Source organism: Aeromonas sp. A600620, from assembly GCF_029479985.1.
Lineage (GTDB): Bacteria > Pseudomonadota > Gammaproteobacteria > Enterobacterales > Aeromonadaceae > Aeromonas > Aeromonas veronii_A.
On sequence record NZ_JAAKXB010000015.1, the window covers coordinates 25,984 to 45,651 of the forward strand.

17 protein-coding genes are annotated in these 19,668 nt (G+C 60.8%); 8 read left to right on the plus strand and 9 right to left on the minus strand.

Annotated features, from left to right (window positions below; genetic code table 11):
- The first annotated feature begins 109 nt into the window (after positions 1-109).
- Both G5533_RS16810 and G5533_RS16815 read left to right on the plus strand, forming a co-directional pair.
- On the plus strand, positions 110-1,159 hold the full coding sequence (locus tag G5533_RS16810) for an oxidoreductase (protein ID WP_441255108.1): 1,050 nt from the start codon (positions 110-112) through the stop codon (positions 1,157-1,159).
- Positions 1,160-1,468: 309 nt separating this feature from the next.
- Positions 1,469-1,717 (plus strand): hypothetical protein, encoded by a 249-nt coding sequence (locus G5533_RS16815; protein ID WP_005340533.1) that lies wholly within the window; start codon positions 1,469-1,471, stop codon positions 1,715-1,717.
- Between the two features lie 62 nt (positions 1,718-1,779).
- On the opposite strand, the gene rimJ is transcribed toward G5533_RS16815, so the two are convergent.
- Together rimJ and G5533_RS16825 are read right to left on the minus strand one after the other, a co-directional pair.
- Complete coding sequence (gene rimJ / locus G5533_RS16820) at positions 1,780-2,331, minus strand: ribosomal protein S5-alanine N-acetyltransferase (RefSeq protein WP_139436559.1); 552 nt, start codon at positions 2,329-2,331, stop codon at positions 1,780-1,782.
- Complete coding sequence (locus tag G5533_RS16825) at positions 2,331-2,885, minus strand: GNAT family N-acetyltransferase (protein ID WP_421252068.1); 555 nt, start codon at positions 2,883-2,885, stop codon at positions 2,331-2,333. The genes rimJ and G5533_RS16825 overlap by 1 nt, the downstream gene beginning before the upstream one ends.
- Before the next feature lie 345 nt (positions 2,886-3,230).
- Here G5533_RS16825 and G5533_RS16830 point away from each other — a divergent pair, with 345 nt between their 5' ends.
- Positions 3,231-5,006, plus strand: coding sequence for a M4 family metallopeptidase (locus G5533_RS16830; RefSeq protein ID WP_204384234.1), 1,776 nt, complete (start codon positions 3,231-3,233; stop codon positions 5,004-5,006).
- Between the two features lie 32 nt (positions 5,007-5,038).
- Here the strand turns inward: G5533_RS16830 and G5533_RS16835 are convergent, their stop codons facing one another.
- Positions 5,039-5,932 (minus strand): LysR family transcriptional regulator, encoded by an 894-nt coding sequence (locus G5533_RS16835; protein WP_005340524.1) that lies wholly within the window; start codon positions 5,930-5,932, stop codon positions 5,039-5,041.
- A 92-nt stretch (positions 5,933-6,024) separates the two neighbouring features.
- Here G5533_RS16835 and mdtH point away from each other — a divergent pair, with 92 nt between their 5' ends.
- Together mdtH and G5533_RS16845 are read left to right on the plus strand one after the other, a co-directional pair.
- Positions 6,025-7,221, plus strand: coding sequence for a multidrug efflux MFS transporter MdtH (mdtH, locus tag G5533_RS16840; protein ID WP_005340523.1), 1,197 nt, complete (start codon positions 6,025-6,027; stop codon positions 7,219-7,221).
- Between the two features lie 139 nt (positions 7,222-7,360).
- Positions 7,361-8,275 (plus strand): bifunctional helix-turn-helix transcriptional regulator/GNAT family N-acetyltransferase, encoded by a 915-nt coding sequence (locus G5533_RS16845; protein WP_441255109.1) that lies wholly within the window; start codon positions 7,361-7,363, stop codon positions 8,273-8,275.
- A 43-nt stretch (positions 8,276-8,318) separates the two neighbouring features.
- Here the strand turns inward: G5533_RS16845 and G5533_RS16850 are convergent, their stop codons facing one another.
- The 5 genes from G5533_RS16850 to G5533_RS16870 form a co-directional block, all read right to left on the minus strand.
- Complete coding sequence (locus tag G5533_RS16850; protein WP_245132011.1) at positions 8,319-8,795, minus strand: ASCH domain-containing protein; 477 nt, start codon at positions 8,793-8,795, stop codon at positions 8,319-8,321.
- Between the two features lie 57 nt (positions 8,796-8,852).
- A complete protein-coding gene (prfC, locus tag G5533_RS16855) occupies positions 8,853-10,442 on the minus strand; it encodes a peptide chain release factor 3 (protein ID WP_085942998.1) in 1,590 nt (529 codons plus the stop codon).
- Positions 10,443-10,658: 216 nt separating this feature from the next.
- A complete protein-coding gene (locus tag G5533_RS16860) occupies positions 10,659-12,506 on the minus strand; it encodes a diguanylate cyclase (RefSeq protein WP_441255111.1) in 1,848 nt (615 codons plus the stop codon).
- Positions 12,507-12,701: 195 nt separating this feature from the next.
- A complete protein-coding gene (gene viaA, locus G5533_RS16865; protein WP_216952886.1) occupies positions 12,702-14,156 on the minus strand; it encodes an ATPase RavA stimulator ViaA in 1,455 nt (484 codons plus the stop codon).
- A gap of 9 nt (positions 14,157-14,165) precedes the next feature.
- Positions 14,166-15,779 (minus strand): ATPase RavA domain-containing protein, encoded by a 1,614-nt coding sequence (locus G5533_RS16870; protein ID WP_266134770.1) that lies wholly within the window; start codon positions 15,777-15,779, stop codon positions 14,166-14,168.
- 313 nt (positions 15,780-16,092) lie between these two features.
- Here G5533_RS16870 and G5533_RS16875 point away from each other — a divergent pair, with 313 nt between their 5' ends.
- A complete protein-coding gene (locus G5533_RS16875) occupies positions 16,093-16,527 on the plus strand; it encodes a DNA polymerase III subunit psi (RefSeq protein WP_227341928.1) in 435 nt (144 codons plus the stop codon).
- A gap of 109 nt (positions 16,528-16,636) precedes the next feature.
- Positions 16,637-17,086 (plus strand): ribosomal protein S18-alanine N-acetyltransferase, encoded by a 450-nt coding sequence (rimI, locus tag G5533_RS16880; RefSeq protein ID WP_216952883.1) that lies wholly within the window; start codon positions 16,637-16,639, stop codon positions 17,084-17,086.
- 7 nt (positions 17,087-17,093) lie between these two features.
- Here the strand turns inward: rimI and G5533_RS16885 are convergent, their stop codons facing one another.
- Entirely contained in the window at positions 17,094-17,594 is a 501-nt protein-coding gene (locus tag G5533_RS16885; RefSeq protein ID WP_406596058.1) for a hypothetical protein, read from the minus strand.
- A 227-nt stretch (positions 17,595-17,821) separates the two neighbouring features.
- Here G5533_RS16885 and G5533_RS16890 point away from each other — a divergent pair, with 227 nt between their 5' ends.
- Complete coding sequence (locus tag G5533_RS16890) at positions 17,822-19,612, plus strand: AMP-dependent synthetase/ligase (RefSeq protein WP_441255113.1); 1,791 nt, start codon at positions 17,822-17,824, stop codon at positions 19,610-19,612.
- The last annotated feature ends 56 nt before the right edge of the window (positions 19,613-19,668 follow it).

Below are 19,668 nucleotides of genomic sequence, written 5' to 3' on the forward strand. Positions count from 1 at the left end.
GGGGGCCATCGGCCCCCTTCTCGTTTGTATCGCCTTTACAACGAATGGCCATCCGGCAGAGAGCCGGCGATGGCAACCCCACTCACTCGATGTCAGCGGAGAACTCCCGATGAGCCACACTCTCAACGCAGCCCTGGTGGGCTATGGCTTTGCAGGCAAGACCTTTCACGCCCCCTTCCTCTCCACCACGCCGGGCTTGTCCCTGAGCTGGATAGTCAGCAGCGATGCTGCCAAGGTGCAGGCCGATCTGCCCGGTTGCCGGGTCGGTTCACTGGAGGAGGTACTGAGCGATGAGACCGTCGATCTGGTGGTGATCGCCACCCCCAACGACACCCACGCTCCCCTCGCCCGCCAGGCGCTACTGGCAGGCAAACATGTGGTGATCGACAAGCCCTTTGCACTGGATCTGGCCGAAGCGCAAGCGCTGGTCGAACTGGCCGAAAAGCAGCAGCGGCTGCTCAGTATCTTCCACAACCGCCGTTGGGACGGGGATTTCCTTACCGTGTGCCGTTTGATTGCCGAAGGGACGCTGGGGCAGATCGTCCAGTTCGAATCCCATTTCGATCGCTATCGCCCCGAAGTGCGCCAGCGCTGGCGCGAAGCAGGTGGCCCGGGTTCCGGCCTCTGGTTCGATCTCGGCCCCCATGTACTGGATCAGGCGCTGCAGCTGTTCGGCCAGCCGGACTGGCTGCAGGCCGATCTGGCCGAGCAACGCCCCGGCGCACTGGCGGACGACTACTTCCATGTGGTGCTGGGTTACGGTGCTCTGCGGGTTATTCTGCATGGCAGCTGTCTGGTCTCGGCCACCATGCCGCGCTTTGTCATTCACGGCAGCCAGGGATCGTTCGTGAAATTCGGTATGGATGTGCAGGAAGATCAGCTCAAGCAGGGCTTGCGGCCACCAGCAGCTGATTGGGGCATGGATAGCGAACCCAGTCAGCTCAGCCGCATTGTCGATGGTCAGTTACAGCAGCAGAGCGTGGTGGGTGAGGCGGGGGATTATGGCGCCTACTATCGCGGTATCTGCGCCGCCATCAAGGGCGAAGGGAGCAACCCGGTGCCAGCAAGTGAAGCGCTGGCGGTGATGGCGCTGCTGGATCTGGCCCGTCAGAGCCACCTTGAGGGAAAACGGCTGCCCTGTCAGAAGCTGTCTGACTAAGGTGCGGGTCATCGGCCGCGCTTGACCAACCTTGACCTTGTCAAACCTCCACAAGATGGCAACAAAGTGGTGTTTTATTGTGCAATTAGCACCATTTAACGGCATCTTGTATTGATATCAGTCGTTGCAGTGGAGCTTTTTATCCACGGCACGAAAAAATGTCATTGTGATATCCGTTTTCATCGGTAACTAATGGGGCTATATTGCGCCCGCCTGCTGCCTCCCGGCTTCTTGTTTCAATACCGGGCAACGGTGGGCGCTGTGATGGTTGCACAGACCATCTCTCCATATTTATTTGAGGGAATGCACATGAACAAAGTACTGGTAGCCGGTATCCTGGGTCTGATGTTGACTGCTTGCGGTCAGAAAGAAGAAAAAGCTGCCGCTCCTGCTGCTGCTCCGGCCGCCGAAGTTGCTGCCACTGTAGAAAAAGCCGCTAGCGAAGCCACCTCTACCGTAGAGAAGGCCACCTCCGAAGCGACTGCAACCGTAGAAAAAGCTGCTACCGAAGCCGCTACCAAGGTTGAAGCTGCAGTGAGCGATGCCAAGGCCAACTAAGCCTGCACCTCATTCGAAGACGGGTCCGAAGGCAACTTCGGGCCCGTTTTTTTATCTGTCGCTCAGGGGGCCGGATTAATCAGCGAGGTGAGGATGTGATCCTCCCAGCGGCCATTGATCATCAGATACGCCCTCGCGAATCCCTCCCGCTCGAAGCCAAGCCGCTCCAGCAGGGCGCCGCTGCGCTGATTGGCTGGCATGTAGCAAGCCATGATGCGATGCAGATCGTGCTCCCGAAACAGGTAGTCGATGGCGGCTGACAGCACCTCTCTCATCACCCCCTGCCCCTGATGCTGCTGGTCGATGGCATAGCCCAGATGACACGCCTTGAAGACCCCCATCAGGATATTGCTGAAGTTGCAAGTGGCGATCACCCGCTCGCCAGCCGGATCGAGGGCCACCAGATTGACGCCGGTGCCGTTGAAAAACTGGCTGTAGCTGTCCTGCAGCCGGGCATGCCAGTAAGAGAGGGTGTAAAAGTGCTCGTCCCGCAGCGGCTCCCAGGGGGCGAGATGGGCGCGGTTGCGCCGGTAGAAGTCGAGCATCATGGGGGCCTGATCCGGCGACAGTATGGTCAGGTGGGTGCGGGCCGTCTTGATATGTGGCAGCGCCATCAGGACTCCCGCTGTCTTAGCCACTCATCGCGCAGCAAGCTGTAGTGGGCGTGATCCACAATCCGGTTGCCCAACCGCTCTGCGCGCCGGGTCACCCCCTCCTGCTGCATCCCGAGCCGCTCACAGACGGCTCTGCTGGGCTCGTTATCGGTGGCGGCGCTGATCTCCACCTTCTCCATCCCCATCTCCTCGAAGGCGTGGTGGATCAGGGCCTGACAGGCCCGGGTGATGATGCCGTTACCCTGCCAGCGCTCCGCCAGCCAGTAACCGATGACCACCTTGCCAAGATCATGATCGATGCTGTTGTAACCTATGACCCCCACCACCTCCCCCTGATACTCGATGGCAGTGGTGAGCCCCTCACCCCGGGCGAACTTCTCGATGGCACTGCGAATGAAGAGGGCGCTGTCGACGGGGCGCTGGAGCAGTGGCGGCCAGGGTAGCCACTGGGAGAGGTACTCCCGGTTGTCATTGCAGAGGGCAAACAGTTCGCTCGCCATATCGGGCTGCAAGAAGAGCAGCGCAAGCTCGTCGTCCAACTGCCATGAAAACATGGGATTCTCCTTTCAAATCAGTGATCAAATCGCGAACCAGCACCCAATGTAGCCAATCGCCACTGGCCGCGCCAGCCACTTTTACGGCCCCCTCCGGCAGGCTTCGCAGAGGGTGACTGCGCACGATCTCTCCTCCCTCAAAAGAGGAGGGTGGGTGTCTGAAACCGGATAATGCTCTCCACATGACGCCGATAAATGCCCCCAAACGGCACTTTGGCAGATCCTGCTACCCCTTTGTGCTGCGCTGTCACTTTTGACAGGGGGCACTTTCCCCCACCGGCACTAGCTTCAAAACGCCCGACCTTCGGTCGGTTTATCAACCTCATCGATTTAAGGAAAGAAGAGATGAATAAAATTTATCTGGCCGTTGCGCTGGCCTGCTGGGGAAGCGCCGCACTGGCGGCGCAAGAGGTAGAGATCAACGTAACGGCAAACGGCATCCGGGCCATGACAGGCCTCAGTGCCGCGAGTGGTACCTTGCAGCTGGAAGATGGCGAGTTTCGTCAGGTGCGGGTGGTCAAGCTGCCCAACGGCCAGCAGCGGATCCGCTACGAGCAGGTCTGGAACGGCATCCCGGTAATGGGTCAGGTGGTGGTGGCTGACAAGAGCCTGAACGGCCAGCTGCAACAGGCCAGCGGGCGCATGCTGCGCCAGATCGATCAGGATGTGGCAAGCCCGGTCGCCACCCTCTCGCCACAGGATGCCGCCAGCAAGGCCAAGGCGGGCAGCAAGGGGAGCAACGAGCAGGTCAAACTCTACGTGATGCAGGATGAAAACGGGCTGGCCCGGCTGGTTTATCAGGTCTCCTTCATCGCTGAAGGTGACAAGCCAAGCCGCCCCTTCGTCATTCTTGATGCCCAGAGCGGTGAGGAGCTCAAACGCTGGGAGGGGATCAACCACAAGGACGCCACCGGCCCGGGGGGCAACATCAAGACCGGCAAATACGTCTACGGTACCGACTTTGGCCCGCTCATCGTCGATGACAACTGCCGGATGACCAGCCCCAACGTCGATACCATCAACCTCAACCACGCCACCTCTGGCGGTGCCATCCACCAGTTCACCTGCCCGGAGAACCGGGTCAAGGAGATCAACGGCGCTTACTCACCCCTCAACGACGCCCACTACTTCGGCAACGTGGTGTTCGACATGTACCGCAACTGGTACAACACGGCGCCCCTCACCTTCAAACTGAAGATGCGGGTTCACTACAGCAAGAATTACGAGAACGCCTTCTGGGATGGCAGCCAGATGACCTTCGGTGACGGCGCCACCACCTTCCACCCGCTGGTGAGCCTCGATGTGGCGGCCCACGAGGTGAGCCACGGCTTTACCGAGCAGAACTCCGGGCTGATCTATTCAGGACAATCCGGCGGCATCAACGAGGCCTTCTCCGATATGGCGGGGGAAGCGGCCGAGTTCTACATGAAGGGGAGCAACGACTGGCTGGTCGGCGCGCAGATATTCAAGGGAAACGGCTCCCTGCGCTACTTCGAGGATCCGACCCGGGATGGCAGATCCATCGGCCATGCGGCGGATTATCGGGAGGGGATGGATGTACACCACAGCTCAGGGGTCTATAACCGCGCTTTCTACCTGCTCGCCACCAGCAGCGGCTGGAACACCCGCAAGGCATTTGAAGTGTTCTTGCTGGCCAACCGCCTCTACTGGGGCGCCAACACCAACTACCAGCAAGGGGCCTGCGGCGTCAGCCGGGCGACCGCCGATCTGGGTTACAGTCAGGCGGATGTAGCACGGGCCTTCCAGACCGTCGGGGTCGATGCCAGCTGCGGAACCACACCGCCACCGAGTGACAACGTGCTGCAAAACGGCGTGCCGGTGAGCAACCTCGCCGCCAGCAAGGGTGGCAAGCTCAACTACACCCTGAACGTACCGGCGGGCACCAGATCGCTGCAGATCAGCAGCAGTGGCGGCACCGGTGATGCCGACCTCTACGTCCGCTTTGGCAGCGCCCCCACCAGCAGCAGTTACGACTGCCGTCCCTACAAGGGGGGCAATAACGAAAGCTGCTCGTTCACCAATCCCAAGGCGGGCACCTGGCATGTGCAGCTGTCAGGGTTTTCCGCGTTCAGTGGCGTGACCCTCAAGGCCAGCTACTGATCCACCCGATGCGGGCCTTGTCCCGCATCGTTCTACTCATTGCGCCACCGTTTCGCCAGCGTGCGGGCGGTGGCCAACACGGTTTCCCGGGCCGGGTTGGGCCGCTTGCCACCGCGCCACGCCATCATCACATCCCAATGCTCTTGCGGCAGATTGCGCACATCGAGCCTGACCAGCCGCCCCACCTCCAGATCCCGCTTGATGGCCAGCTCCGGCATCAAAGTGATAAACCCGTGTTCCAGCGCCAGATCCCGCGCCGCACTGGCGGGCTGCACCGCATGCAGGGGGCTGGCCGCCCGCCGCAGCCGCCGCAACTGCTGGATAAAGACGTCACACCCCGGCCCCCATACCTGAGGCGCCAGCCGCTGGTCGGCAATATCCTCCAGGGTGAGGCCGTGACAACCGGCCAGCGGATGCAATGGCGAGGCGATAGCGATAATGGGGGAGCAGCAGAGCAGCTCCATCTGCAGGCCCGCAACCGGCGGGCGCTTGAGCACAAAGCCGATATCGGCCTCGCCGGTCAGTAGCGACTGCATGATCTCGCCGGAGTGATCCGTGGTACAACGGATTTCGAACGGCTCGTCCACCAGCTCCATCAATAACGAGCCAAACACCACCGAAGTGAGGGATGGCAGGCTGGAGAGACGGATACAAGGCAGCGCAGGCGCCCCCTGCAGTGCCAACCGCCCTTCGCTCAGAGTGGCCAGCGCCGAGCGGGCGGCAGGGAGAAACTCCTCGCAGGCACGGGTCGGCGTCACCCCGCGTCGATGACGCTGAAACAGCGGCGCCCCGAGGCTCTCCTCCAGCTGGGCAATCCGCTGGCTCACCAGCGGCTGTGACCAGCCACGAATGGCCGCCGCCTGACTGAAGCTGCCCAGCTCGGCCACATCCAGCAGCAGTTGCAGATCGTCCAGATCCATAGACATAAATAATCCTGATATGAAATATAGGTAGTTGTCGTCTACCACTATATCTAAACCCTCTCCAGAATGAAGGTATCTGTAAATGAGAGGGCGTTATGGTCGATAGGGCGAGGTTTTGGGGACGCTGGTTTCTGGCGCTGGATACCACACTGGTGATCCTGGGTTTCTTTGTGGTGATGCCGATGATCAGCCTGCGCTTCGTCGACCAGCTCGGCTGGGCGGCCGGTCTGGTGGGGCTGGCCCTCGGCCTGCGCCAGCTGACCCAGCAGGGGCTGGGGATCTTTGGCGGCTCGCTTGCCGACCGCTTCGGCGCCCGCCCGCTCATCGTCACCGGCATGTTGCTGCGCGCCGTCGGCTTTGCCACCCTGGCCTGGGCCGACAGCGGCGCCATGCTGATCTTCTCCTGCTTCCTCTCGGGTCTGGGCGGTTGCCTGTTCGACCCGCCACGGGCGGCACTGGTGATCAAATTTACCCGTCCCCATGAGCGGGGCCGCTTTATCTCCCTGCTGATGATGCTGGAGAGCGCGGGTGCCGTCACCGGTGCCCTGCTCGGCAGCTGGCTGCTGCGCTTTGACTTCACCTACGTCTGCCTGCTGGGCGCTGGGCTCTTCACCCTGGCGGCGCTCTGCAACTGGACCCTGCTGCCCGCCTACCGCCTCTCGGTCAAACCGACTCCTATGCGGGAAGGGTTGGGACAGGTACTGGCTGATCGCGCCTTCTGCCGACTGGTGCTGATCTTAAGCGGCTACTACATGCTGTGGGTACAGGTGATGCTGATTTTCCCCATTCTGGTCAAGCAGCTCTCCGGCACCACCACGGCAGTGGGCTGGATGTACAGCCTGGAAACGGCGCTGTCACTGGCGCTGCTCTACCCTATCGCCCGTTTCAGCGAGCGGCGCTATCGGCTGGAGAGCCGGCTGATGGCGGGTATCCTGCTGATGACGGTGGGGATCGGACTGGTCGCCTTCGTCAGCACCCTCTCCGGCATCTTCGTACTGCTGGCCTGCTTCTATCTGGGGATCATCATCTGCGAACCGGCCCGGGAGACCCTGATGACCCGGCTGGCCAACCCCACAGCCCGCGGCAGCTACATGGGCTTCAGCCGCCTCGGACTGGCGCTGGGGGGCATGACCGGCTATGTGGGCGGCGGCTCCCTCTATGACTTCTCGTTGCAACAGGGACAACCGGCCCTTCCCTGGCTGGTGCTGGGCACCATAGGCGTCGCCACCATGTTGCTGCTCGCCCGCTGCTTCTCCCGCCGCCCGGAGCTGGCCATCAGAGCAGCCGCCTGACGACCGCCCCACCTGCGGCAGCCCAATCAACGGGGCTGCCGCTCACCCCAAATTCTGCAAGCCATCACAGCAAAAGGTTGCGAATTACAACTTTTACGTTATTTTAGTTGTCATGCACAACTAAAAAGGAAACCACGACATGGATCCCCGTCCCCTGCGCGCCCTGTCGCGCGATCTGGTTCGCGAACTCGGCATGCTCTCCCAGCAGTGCGGCAACCTGGCCCTCACACCCATCGAGGCTCACCTGCTGATCGAGCTGGAGAATGCCCCGGCCACCAACCAGCAGCTGGCAGAAAAGCTGCACATTGACAAATCCAACGCCAGCCGTCCGCTGGCCCGCCTCGCCGAGCGGGAGCTTATCAGCTGGCACCCGCACCCATCCGACGGGCGCAGCAAGGAGGCCCGCCTCACTGCCGACGGGCAGGCGATGTTGCTGACGCTGCATCGGGAGATGGACGGGGCGATGGAAGAGATGCTGGCACAGTTGAGCCTGTCCGAGCGGGAGCAGCTGTGGCAAGGGCTGCGGCTCTATCGCAGCGCCCTCTCCCGCGCCCGTCGCCAGCGGGGTTACCAGATCCGCCCCATCACGGCGGCGGACAATGCCCAGATCGCCTTGGTGATCCGCGCCGTATCGGCCGAATATGGTCTCACCGCAGACAAGGGGTATGGCGTCTCGGATCCCAATCTCGACACCCTCTCCCAGAGCTATCAGGGGGAAAAGAGCCGCTATTGGGTTATCGAAGGGCCGGACGGTTCCATCCTCGGCGGTGGCGGTATCGCACCATTGGCGGGAGAAGAGGGAGTCTGCGAGCTGCAGAAGATGTACTTTATGCCCGCCCTGCGCGGACTGGGTCTTGGCAAGCGGCTGGTGTTGCAGGCACTGGACGAGGCGCGTGCGCTTGGTTATCAGCGCTGCTATCTGGAAACGACCGAGGTCTTGCGCGAAGCCACCAGCCTCTATGAATCACTGGGCTTTGAACACCTGCCCGGCCCCCTTGGCTGCACCGGCCACGGGGATTGCGAGATCTGCATGGTGTTAGACCTGGCGCTCTAAAGTGATAGCGGCAAGCAGGAGTCTTCCCTGCTTGCCGCTTCGTTTACTGCGGCAGCGCCACTACCCGGAATCGCTCCAGCACCAGCGTGGCGTGCTCATCAAATTCGCCCCCTTCAGCCTTCATCTCGCGCTCGAAGAATGCCTTGTGCGCCTCGCGCCACCAAGCCAGAGAGCCATCTCCCTCCCCCTCCTCGGCGGCAAACGCAGCATCAATCTCATCGAATCGGCACAAGGTGACCGAGACTATTTCAACCAGCGCCTTGGGCTGACCACTCCAGTCGGTTACCACCAGTAGGTCCCCCTGTTCCGGCATCCGCTCGCCCTTCTCCAGATACCAGTAAGCGAGGCTACAGGTCGCTCGCTTGCGTCCTGCTACCACCAGCGAAGCACAGAGATTGGCATTGTGTTCATCAGCACAGAAGTAGTCCGCCGAGACATGGCGAGCCCGTGCTGCCACCGGCAGGGATAACAGATAACTCTCAGCCAGAGCCGAGCAGGCAGGATTCATCGATTCAACCATCACCTCTCCTTGATACATAAAAAAATCCCGCCATCTGGCGGGATTTGGTAAGCAGTATCAGTGCTCGCGAGTCTGACGGAACTCCACGTCTGGGTGGCGCTCCTGTGCCAGGCGCAGGTTGACCATGGTCGGCGCGATATAGGTGAGGTTGTCACCGCCATCGAGAGCCAGGTTGACCTCGTTCTTGCGCTTGAACTCTTCGAACTTCTTGACGTCGGTCCCTTCCACCCAGCGGGCGGTGGAGACGTTGACCGCCTCGTAGATGGCCTCGACGTTGTACTCGCTCTTGAGGCGCGAAACCACCACGTCAAACTGCAGCACACCGACCGCACCGACGATGAGATCGTTGCTGATCAGCGGACGGAACACCTGCACCGCACCCTCTTCAGAGAGCTGGACCAGCCCCTTGAGCAGCTGCTTCTGCTTGAGCGGGTCGCGCAGGCGGATGCGGCGGAACAGTTCCGGTGCAAAGTTCGGGATACCGGTGAACTTGAGATCTTCACCCTGGGTGAAGGTGTCACCGATCTGGATGGTGCCGTGGTTGTGCAGACCGATAATGTCACCGGCGAAGGCGTCTTCCGCCTGCTCACGGTCACCGGCCATAAAGGTCACGGCGTCGGAGATGTTCACATCCTTGCCGATGCGCACGTGGCGCATCTTCATGCCTTTGCTGTAAGTGCCTGACACGATACGCATAAAGGCGATACGGTCGCGGTGTTTCGGATCCATGTTTGCCTGGATCTTGAACACGAAACCGGAGAACTTCTCCTCGGTCGCCACCACTTCGCGGCTCTCGGCCTTGCGCGGCATGGGAGACGGCGCCCAGTCGGTCAGGCCATCCAGCATGTGGTCAACACCGAAGTTACCCAGTGCGGTACCGAAGAAGACCGGGGTCATCTCGCCAGCGATGAAGGCATCGTGATCGAACTCGGGAGAGGCGCCCTGCACCAGCTCCAGCTCGTCGCGCAGTTGCTGGGCCAGATCTTCGCCGACAGCGGCATCCAGATCCGGGTTGTTCAGCCCCTTGACCACCCGCTTCTCCTGGATGGTGTGGCCCTGACCGCTCTGATAGAGATAGGTCTCATCCTTGTAGAGGTGATAGACACCCTTGAAGGATTTACCGCAGCCGATAGGCCAGGTGATGGGGGCGCACATGATCTTCAGCTCGCGCTCCACCTCGTCCATGACTTCCATTGGATCGCGCACTTCACGGTCCAGCTTGTTCATGAAGGTGAGGATGGGGGTATCACGCAGACGGGTCACTTCCATCAGCTTGCGGGTCCGGTCTTCAACACCCTTGGCGGCATCGATGACCATCAGGCAGCAGTCGACCGCGGTCAGGGTACGGTAGGTATCTTCGGAGAAGTCCTCGTGACCAGGGGTATCGAGCAGGTTGACCAGACAATCGGCATAGGGGAACTGCATCACCGAGGTGGTGATGGAGATACCACGCTGCTTCTCCATCTCCATCCAGTCGGATTTGGCGTGCTGACCCGAGCCACGGCCCTTGACGGTACCGGCGCGCTGAATGGCCTGTCCGAACAGCAGGACTTTCTCGGTGATGGTGGTTTTACCCGCATCCGGGTGCGAAATGATCGCAAAAGTGCGTCTCTTGGAGACTTCACTCAGAAATTCAGCTGACATAATTCAACGTTCTTCTATTGAGCGGTGGCATCAGCCACCGTGGGAATAAATCCGGAATGCCGCTCACGGCACATGTATACGCAACAAAAGCCACGCCAGCTGGCGTGTTGCCAACCTGGTGGAGAGAGGGAGGAGGGTTGCGTTACATGGGTCTTCTCGCCTGAGTCAAAGCAAAATTGCGCGGCATTATACCCGTACGGGTGAAAAATACCCAGTCCGTCAGTTGTCTGTTTCCACCCGGTTGCGCCCAGCCCCCTTGGCGCGGTAGAGAGCAGCATCTGCACGACGGATCAACGCGGCCAGATCCTGATCATCATCGCGCAGGCAAGCACACCCGATGCTGATGGTCACCGGATGAGACAAACCGGGCAACGCCCGTTGACCGATCCTGGAGCAGATCCGTTCCGCCACACGAGACGCCTCCTCCAGCCCCGTCTCCGGCAGCAGCGCCAAAAACTCCTCTCCGCCGGTGCGGCCCAACAGATCCTGCTGCCGCAACTCTCTTGCCACCATTCGGGATACCCACTGCAGTACCCGGTCTCCCTGATGATGCCCCAGCAAATCGTTGATCCGCTTGAAGTGGTCGATATCAAAAAGCAACAGCGAAAAGGGCATTTGCTGTCTGCGGGCCAGCTCAAAATGTTCACGACCATCCACCAGCACCCGACGCCGGTTATCGATACCGGTCAGCTCATCGGTAAAGGCCAACCGATGCATTCGCCGATTGCGCTCAAGCAACCATCTCATCATCAGCAAAACCACGCCCCCGCAGAGCACCATCACCACCAGCAACCAAAAGCGACGCTCCTTGATCCGCGCCAGCTCCTGCTGTTGCAACTGCTGCTCGACCCGCAACCGCTTGTTCTCTTCCGCCTGGCGGGTCAGTTCAAACTGGCCGCGCACCCAGGCTGTACTCTGCTCTCGCTGCATCTGGTCGAGGCGCTGCTCTTGCACCAAATGATCCCGCAAGGCCGCCAGCGCAGCCGGATAGTCCCCTTGCAGCTCGAATGCTTCGCTGCGCACTGCGTAGAGATCCATCAGGTAACGAGTGTGCCCCTCAGCCTTCAGGATCGGTTCAATCTTCGCCAGTGCGCTCAAGGCCGGGACCGGATCCCGCATTTTCACCTGCAGTTTGGCCATTACCAGCTCGAGATGGGCGTGGAGGATAGGATCAACTTCAGGGGTGAGCACGCCTGCTGCCTGCGCCAGCAAGCGTCCGGCCTGCTCCAGGCGCGCCAGACCGAGCAGAGCCTCCGCCAGCATCACTTGACGATCCGCATGTTCAATCCGGTACTCGGGTTGTTGCAAAAAGGCGAGACTACGTTCGAGCTCCTGCTGCGCTTCCTGATAGCGCCCCGTCTCCAGATAGACCAGAGCCAGCTGCTCTCTCATCCTGGCCAAACCGAACCCGTCATGGTTGTGGGCAAAGTGTTCATGCAACCGGTTCAGGGTAGTGAGCGCCTCGGCATAGAGACCCATGCGGCGAAACGCGGCGGCAATCTCGAGCTGCGCCCGGTTATACCAGGTGGTCAATCCCAACCGTTCGTAGATGTCGTGCGCCCTGGTGAGATCCACCAGCCCCTGCCCTGACGCCCCCTGAAACGACAACATGGCTCCCCGGTGGGACAGCGCAAGCGCCTCCAGCTTGAGCACAGCGGCCTCCCCTGCCAACCGCAGCCCCTCATCATAATCCCGACGGGCCTGTGCCACCTCGCCGAGCAGCTGATTGAACCAGCCACGACAGATGAGTAACTCGGCAATGGCTGCGTCATCTCCCCGTTGTTGAGCCAGCACCAGTTGGCTGTCGGCATACGCAATCGCACGGCGAGACGCCTGGATGTCATCGGCAGATTGGGCCCAGCAAGCCAGACGACTGATCCGCATCAGCTGGGACGGTGGATAGTCGCTGCCATCCCGCAGCAAGCGAGCAACGCGCTCCCGCAGCAACTCGATAGGCTGATGGACCTGCTCCATCTCCTCCAGTTCATTTTCCAACTGCTCGGGGGACAAGGGTCTGGCTGCCAGCCCGAATACCGCCAGCAACAGCAGCAAGGCAAGTCGGCTCATAAACACTCCGGATGAATGGGGAAAGAGCAGCAGGCGACCCGATACCGGAAAATCACCCTGTAACAACGGCTGTAAAGGCTACCGCAAGGAGAGAGGACTTGAATGGGTTTCATCTCACATTTTACAGCAATATCATAACGTTGGAATGAGGAGGGGGATACAGAGCGAAAGAGGGGGCTGGCTCCCTCCCGGTAACTAATGATGCTGCCAGCGCCGCAGTAGCCGGCCGCGCAGACCGCAATCGAGCAGCCAGCTGTTGTCAAAGACCCGCAACAGTGCCGGTTTGGCGTGCCGGGACATGGCCACTGCGTGAAAGCGGGTCTGGCGCTGGCGATAGCGGTTCATCTGCTCGAGCAGGGCATGGGGCAGACTCTGAGCGATAAAGTCCGAAATAACCAGCACATCTGCCTTGGCAAAAGCGGGCTCATCGAGTTTGACCAGCGCCTTCTCCAGACAAGGCACCAGATCGGTACCACCGTGAAAGCTCATGGAGAGGAAGCGCTCCGCCTTGTCCAGTCCGGTATCGGCGGTGATCTCAAGGGTCGCCACCTCGGTAGAGAAGAGCATCAGGTAGCAACCGCGCTTCTCATCCATCGCCACCTTGAGCAGCGCAAGAAAGAGTGCCTTGGCACACTCCTCGGGATAGCCCCCCATGGAGCCGGAGGTATCGACACAGACGATAAAGGGGCCCCGCTGCTGCAACTGCTGCCCCCCCTGCTCCGGGGTGCGCAGCATGATGCGCTGGCGCGGCAAGGTGCCGCGTGACTGGTAACTGAGCAGGCGCCGCTCCAGATAGCGGCGGTAGAACTCCAGCTCCAGCTCCGGCAGCCCCAGCATCACCGCCTCGCTTGGCAGTAGCCGCATCAGGTCGCTCGCCTGGTGGATGCCCACCAGGTCGTCCGGCACATCGTCGCTGGGGGCGGGCTCCAGCTCCAGCACCTGAACCGGTGGCACCGGCTGCTCCTGCGCCCGGCGATCCCGCTCGCTGCGCCCGAGAAGAGCGGCAATCTCCGCCAGCAAGGGCTCGCGCTGCAACATACGGGCGTATTGCTTGACCAGCACCAGACTGCGTTTGTGCCAGTGCCCCTGCGCCAGATCCCAAAGACCACCGGCTGAGATCTGGTTCGGATCGAGGGCATCGGCCAGGGTGCGGCTCGCCAGCAGCTGATCTTCAATCTCCTGACGCTGCTTCTCCCGCTCCGCCTCGGCGATCTGCTGCTGCAGTTGCAGCAGGCTCCCCACCAGACTGGCACGCCACTTGTCGATAAAGAGCTGGCGCAGCCCCTCGGTGGGGTGAGCCATCAGCTGGCGAACCAGCGAACGGGCCTCACCGGCAAAGGGGCTGTAGTGATCCAGCGACTCCAGCAGGGCGGGCAGGCGACCAATCAGCTCGGTCATCGGCAACTGCCGGTGCGCCTGATAGAGCAGGTACTCCTGCTCCAGCGCCACCGGCACCGGCTTGTGACGGATCTCCTCGCCAAGCTGCTCACCCCAGCTCTGCAGGCGCTTTTTCAGCAGCTTGCCCTGCAGCGGGGAGCGCTTGATGAACTCGGAGATCTTGGGCGACGCAGCAAGCAAAAGTGCCACCTCCCCTGCCAGCTCCCCTTCGCCAATCAGCAGTCCCAGATCCAGCATGCCAATCTCAAGCATGAGCGCTCCTTACTCGTCCAGCCTTGGCAACCGCTCGCGCCACTGTGTCAGCTCGCCGCGCAGCAGTTCAAGATCCCGGCTCAGCACGAAGAAGCTGTCCTCCACCTGTTGCAGCCAGCGCTGGGCAATAAAGAGGTGCTGCCGATGACGATCGAACAGAGTACGCTGCTGTTTAAGCTCCAGTACCACCTTGCCAACCTGGGCAAGCAGCTCATCAAGCGCTTGCAGCCAGGGCTCCAGCACCACCTCGGGGATGGCGTTGCGCTCCATCAATACCAGCGGGATCTGCTGGCGCTGGATATCGAGCACCTGCAGGCGCAGCTCATCGTCAAGTACCAGCTCGTAGTGTCCCTCTTTCGGGTTGCCATATTGATAACCCACCAGCGCCTCGCCGGTCGGATGCCAATGGGAAAGCAGGGTACGATCGAACACCAGGGTGCTGGTGAGACGCTCGGGATCGCTGCCATCCAGCGGTGCCGGGGTGAGCAGATGGAAGTGCACCTGCTTGCCAAAGGGTCTGGCGTTGGCGAGGGGGATCTCGATCCCCCTCGCCCGTCGGCCAAACCACTGCTTGCGCTTGCGCGCCTTGCAGCAGAGACGTTGTGCCACGCCCTGTTTGAGCTGTTTGAATTGATCCCGCAGGGCAAGCAGCTGGCGGGTCAAGGCCAGTTGCTGATAACCGTAGAGACGGGAGAACTCGGTCATCATCTCCAGCAGGGCGGTGCGGGACTCCTCGTCATGCCAGAGACAATCCTTGAACAGCAGCAGATCCACCGGTGCGACCTCATCGCGGCCATTGAAGAAGGCGCTCGCCTTGATGAGCCGTACCGCCTTCTTCCAGCGGCGATCCGACACATAACAGCGATGGGCCAGCTGGCTGTCTAGCTGCTGGCGCAGCTGATAGATAAGTTCGAAACAGGCATCCGGCAGGCGCACCTGCTCAATCTGGCTCTGCCACTGCTCGTACTCATCCCCCCGGATCTGCAGGGATTCCGGCAGATTCTGGTGGGCGTGACCGTCGCTGGCCAGCATGGATTGAAAGTTGGCTTTCTCCTGCACCCGGTCCATCCAGATCCGCACCAGCATCCGGTCGTAGAGCGCTTCCAGCCCGCTGTCCGGCGCCGGCAGCTCGTTGGAGGCGGTCACCAGCAGCCGCATGGGGATTGGATGCTGGCTATCACCATTGCGGAACTGCCGTTCGTTGATGGCGGTGAGCAGGGTGTTGAGAATGGCGGGACCCGCCTTCCAGATCTCGTCGAGGAACACCACCTCAGCCTCCGGCAGATAGCCGGCAGTGAGGCGCAGGTATTTGCCATCCTCTTTCAGCGCCTGAATGGAGAGGGGGCCAAATACCTCCTCCGGTGTGCTGAAACGGGTCATCAGATATTCAAAGTGGCGGGCGTCGTGAAAGGCCAGCTTGAGGCGACGGGCAATCAGACTCTTGGCGATACCGGGTGGCCCCAGCAAGAAGACACTCTCACCGCTGAGGGCTGCCAGCAGACCGAGGCGCAGGGCATCCTGCCGTTCATAAAGCCCCTCACCAAGGGCTGCCAGCAGCCGGGGCAGGCGCTCCTGGATGGGAATAAGACGCGCAGGGTTCTGGGCTTGAGCTAAAGACGACATAGAGAGTGTTCCGAAGCTGGGATGATGTTAGCCCCAAGGCGTGATATCCATTTGCTCGACCCTGGGTTTTGTCTTGTTATGATGTTTATTCTGGTATCTCTTGCCGCACAATACCCGCCTCTGGCAGGAAAAAACGCAAAGGCAGTGCGATACCGTATCGGCAGCGTGCTGCGCCCATGCATAGCCAGTGTCGTGATGGCACCATGCCCGCATGCGCCAGATGATGCGTTGCAAAGGGTGCAGCAAAAGCGGTTCGAGTGTACCCTGCGCAACACAATTTTCCCCAACGCAGATCAAGAGTGAGTCGCCCCAGATGCAAGATCCCGTTCGTCAGAGCATGTTGGCCCGCATGGGCATTCAAAGCTGGCAACTGCGTCGTCCGGCATTGCTGGGTGCAGATCTCGTACCCGAGCTTGCGCAAGATGCCGTGCAGCCCGACCAGACAGCACCGGCCACCCGCGCTCCGCTGCCCAGCGGCAAACTCTGGTTGCTGGCGCCTCAGCTGCCTGCCACCACGCTGCTGGCGGATATCTGCCAGCTGCTCGGCATGACCCCCGACGAGGTCTCACTGCTCAGCGAGCTGCCGCCTGCCAACCTGCAAACGGCGGATGCCTCACCGCTGCTCTGGCTGACGGAGGCCAACCCGGAACGACCCGATGCGTTGATCTGTCCGCTGGCCCCCAGTGCCGCACAAAAGCGCGCCCTGTGGCAACAACTACGCCGACACCTGGCGAACAGTACGGCATGATTCTGCATCATGCCTTCAACGCCCTCTTGGAAGCCGCTCTTTTTACCTGATTTTACAAAAGTCGTCTTTGCCAACCCCGACATCCTCCACCCAGTCACCCGGAGTCAACATGCCTGAGTTTCGTCCCCTGCTCGAAGCCGATTTCGACCTTGTCTATCCCATAGAGCAGGCCGCCCACAAGGAGCCCTGGAGCCAGGCCAACCTGCTATCCTGCTTCGGTCCTCGCTATCTCAACGGCTTGATGCTGGTCGATGGTCGCCCGGCCGGCTTCTATATCTCGGATCTGGTGGCCGGAGACAGCTCGCTGATGAATATCTGTGTCCACCCCGAATTTCAGGGCAAGGGGTTGGGACGGACACTGCTGCAAGCCTACCTGACTCGCAGCAAACAAGCCGGGGCAGAGGCCTGGTTTCTCGAGGTGCGGGCAGGCAACCAGACCGCCATCAACCTCTACGAGAGCGCCGGCTTTGCCGAGTATTGCCGCCGCGCCGACTACTACGGCACCGGCAATGATCGGGAAGATGCGGTACTGATGTCCCGCCTGTTCGACTTCAGCTGATCCCGCCTCAATCGAGGGGGGCATTGTCCATCGCCGGATCCTGCAAGGAGAGAGTGGTGTGAACCACCGCCTCGAATCCGGCGGCGGAAAGCGGCATATAGAAGCCCCGCAGCCAGGTTTTCCCCGGCATCCAGATCTGCTGTATATCCACCACTATCTTGATCGGTTTGAGGGGTTGACCCGGCTGCTGGATATAGATGCCGGGCGGTGTGGCCACCTTGGGAAAACGGCGCAGGATCTGTTCACTACCATCCCCCTTGCCCGGATTGAGCCGCACCTTGACCAATCGGCTCAACGGCACTCTCATCTCTTCACTGCGCCAGAAGCGTTCGTTCAATGCCTTGCAGCGACGGCACTTGGGGGTCTCCAGCACATAGAGCAGCGGATAGCCCAGCGCCAATGCCTGCTGTTGGGCCTGCTGGTATCCCTCCGCCCCTTCATACCAGGGATTCGCAGGCTGCTGTGTCTTGCCCAGAAAGTACCAGGCCGCCCCGCCCCCCACCATCATGAGCCCGATCACGGCCAATGCCCCTTTCATCCATAGATTCATATCGTTAACTCTCCCTTTGCTCCTTTGCAGTATCGGCCACTCTGCACAAAGGAAGAGCTATTTGCACTCTTTGTGATCCAAGACAAACAGCGAACACTTGTAAGCTGTAATCTTGGAGTTTAAACTCTAGCCCGATTTTTAGTGCCCTTGCGGGCGTACAACTGTAATTAAAGGATGTTTAACTGATGCCGAAGCTTCATCTGGTTCGACTGATGCGTGAACGTATTGCCCAGCTTGGCAACAAGGCTGCCCTGCGGGTTCAGCAGGATGGCCAGTGGCGCGCCATCGGCTGGCGTACTCTGGGCCAGGCCATGGACTACTGCGCACAGGCGCTGATCCGTGCCGGCCACCAGCCCACCGAGATGGTCGGCATCTATGCCCGCAACATGCCGGAATGGACTCAGGCCGATCTCGGCATCTTGGCCGCCCGCGGCGTCAGCGTCCCTATCTATCCCACCAGCACCCTCGATCAGCTGCGCTACATCGTCAAAGATGCCGGCATCAAGGTGCTGTTCGTTGGCGAGCAACCCCAGTTCGATCAGGCGCTGCAACTGATTGAAAACGGCGAGATCCGCCAGATCGTCGCCCTCGATGGCAGCGTCAACCTGCGCGACTGCGGGCAGGCGAGTCACTTCCAGACATTTCTGGTCTCCGGCAACCATCAGCCCAGTGAGCAGGAGCTGCGCGAGCGGGAAACCCAGTACCGGATGGATGATCTGCTGACCCTGATCTACACCTCCGGCACCACAGGCGAACCCAAGGGGGTCATGCTCGACTTCAACAACATCGCCGCCTGCTTCGAGATACACAACAGCCGCCTCGATCTGAATGAGCAGGATGTGTCGCTCTGCATGCTGCCGCTCAGCCACGTGTTCGAGCGGGCATGGAGCTACTACGTGCTCTACTGCGGCGCCGAGAACGTCTATATCCGCGATCCGCAGAAGGTGATGGATGTGATTGGCGAGGTGCAGCCGACCGTGATGTGCGCCGTGCCGCGCCTTTACGAGAAGGCCTACGCCATGATCCAGGCCAAGGTGGCTCAGGCTCCGGCTCTGCGTCGTGCCCTGTTTGGCTGGGCGACCAAGGTCGGCAAGCAGATGGTTGCCACCCGTCAGACGGGCAAGTCCGCTTCCCCGCTGCTCTACGGCCAGCTCTGGCTCGCCGAGCGACTGGTGTTTCGCAAGCTGCGCGCCCGCTTTGGCGGCCGCACCCGCTTCCTGCCGGTGGCGGGCGCCCGTCTGGCCGACGATGTGAACCTTTTCTTCCAGGCGATGGGACTCAACCTCAAGTACGGCTACGGCATGACCGAGACCACCGCCACTGTCTGCTGCTACGAAGACAGCCAGTTCAAGTTGGGCTCCATCGGCACGGCACTGAACGGCATCGAGGTGAAGCTGGGGGAGAACAACGAACTGCTGGTGCGCTCCCCCACAGTAATGCGCGGCTACTACAACAAGCCGGACGCGACCGCCGAAGTGATGACCGAGGAAGGATTCCTGCGTACCGGCGATGCCGGTGAGCTCGACAGCCAGGGCAATATCTACTTCACCGAGCGCCTCAAGGAGCTGATGAAGACCTCCAACGGCAAGTACGTGGCCCCGCAACTGGTGGAAGGGACCATCGGCAAGGATCGCTTTATCGAGCAGATCGCTATCGTCGCCGATGCCCGCCACTTCGTCTCTGCGCTGATCGTCCCCTGCTTCGAGTCGCTGGAGGAGTACGCCCGCTCCATCAACCTGCAGTACCAGTGCAAGACCGAGCTGCTGCGCCACTCCCGGGTGATGGAGTTCTTCGAAGCCCGCATAGCCGATCTGCAAAAAGAGCTGGCCAAGTTCGAGCAGGTGAAGAAGTTTACCCTGCTGCCGAGCGCCTTCTCCATGGAGCTAGGTGAACTTACCCCCACCATGAAGCTGCGCCGCAAGATCATCGAGGCCAAGTACCAGAGCGAAATCGAGGCCATGTATAACCACGTCTGATATCGCTCAGGTTCAGAGAAATAAAAAAGCCGCTCACTCGAGCGGCTTTTCGTTGG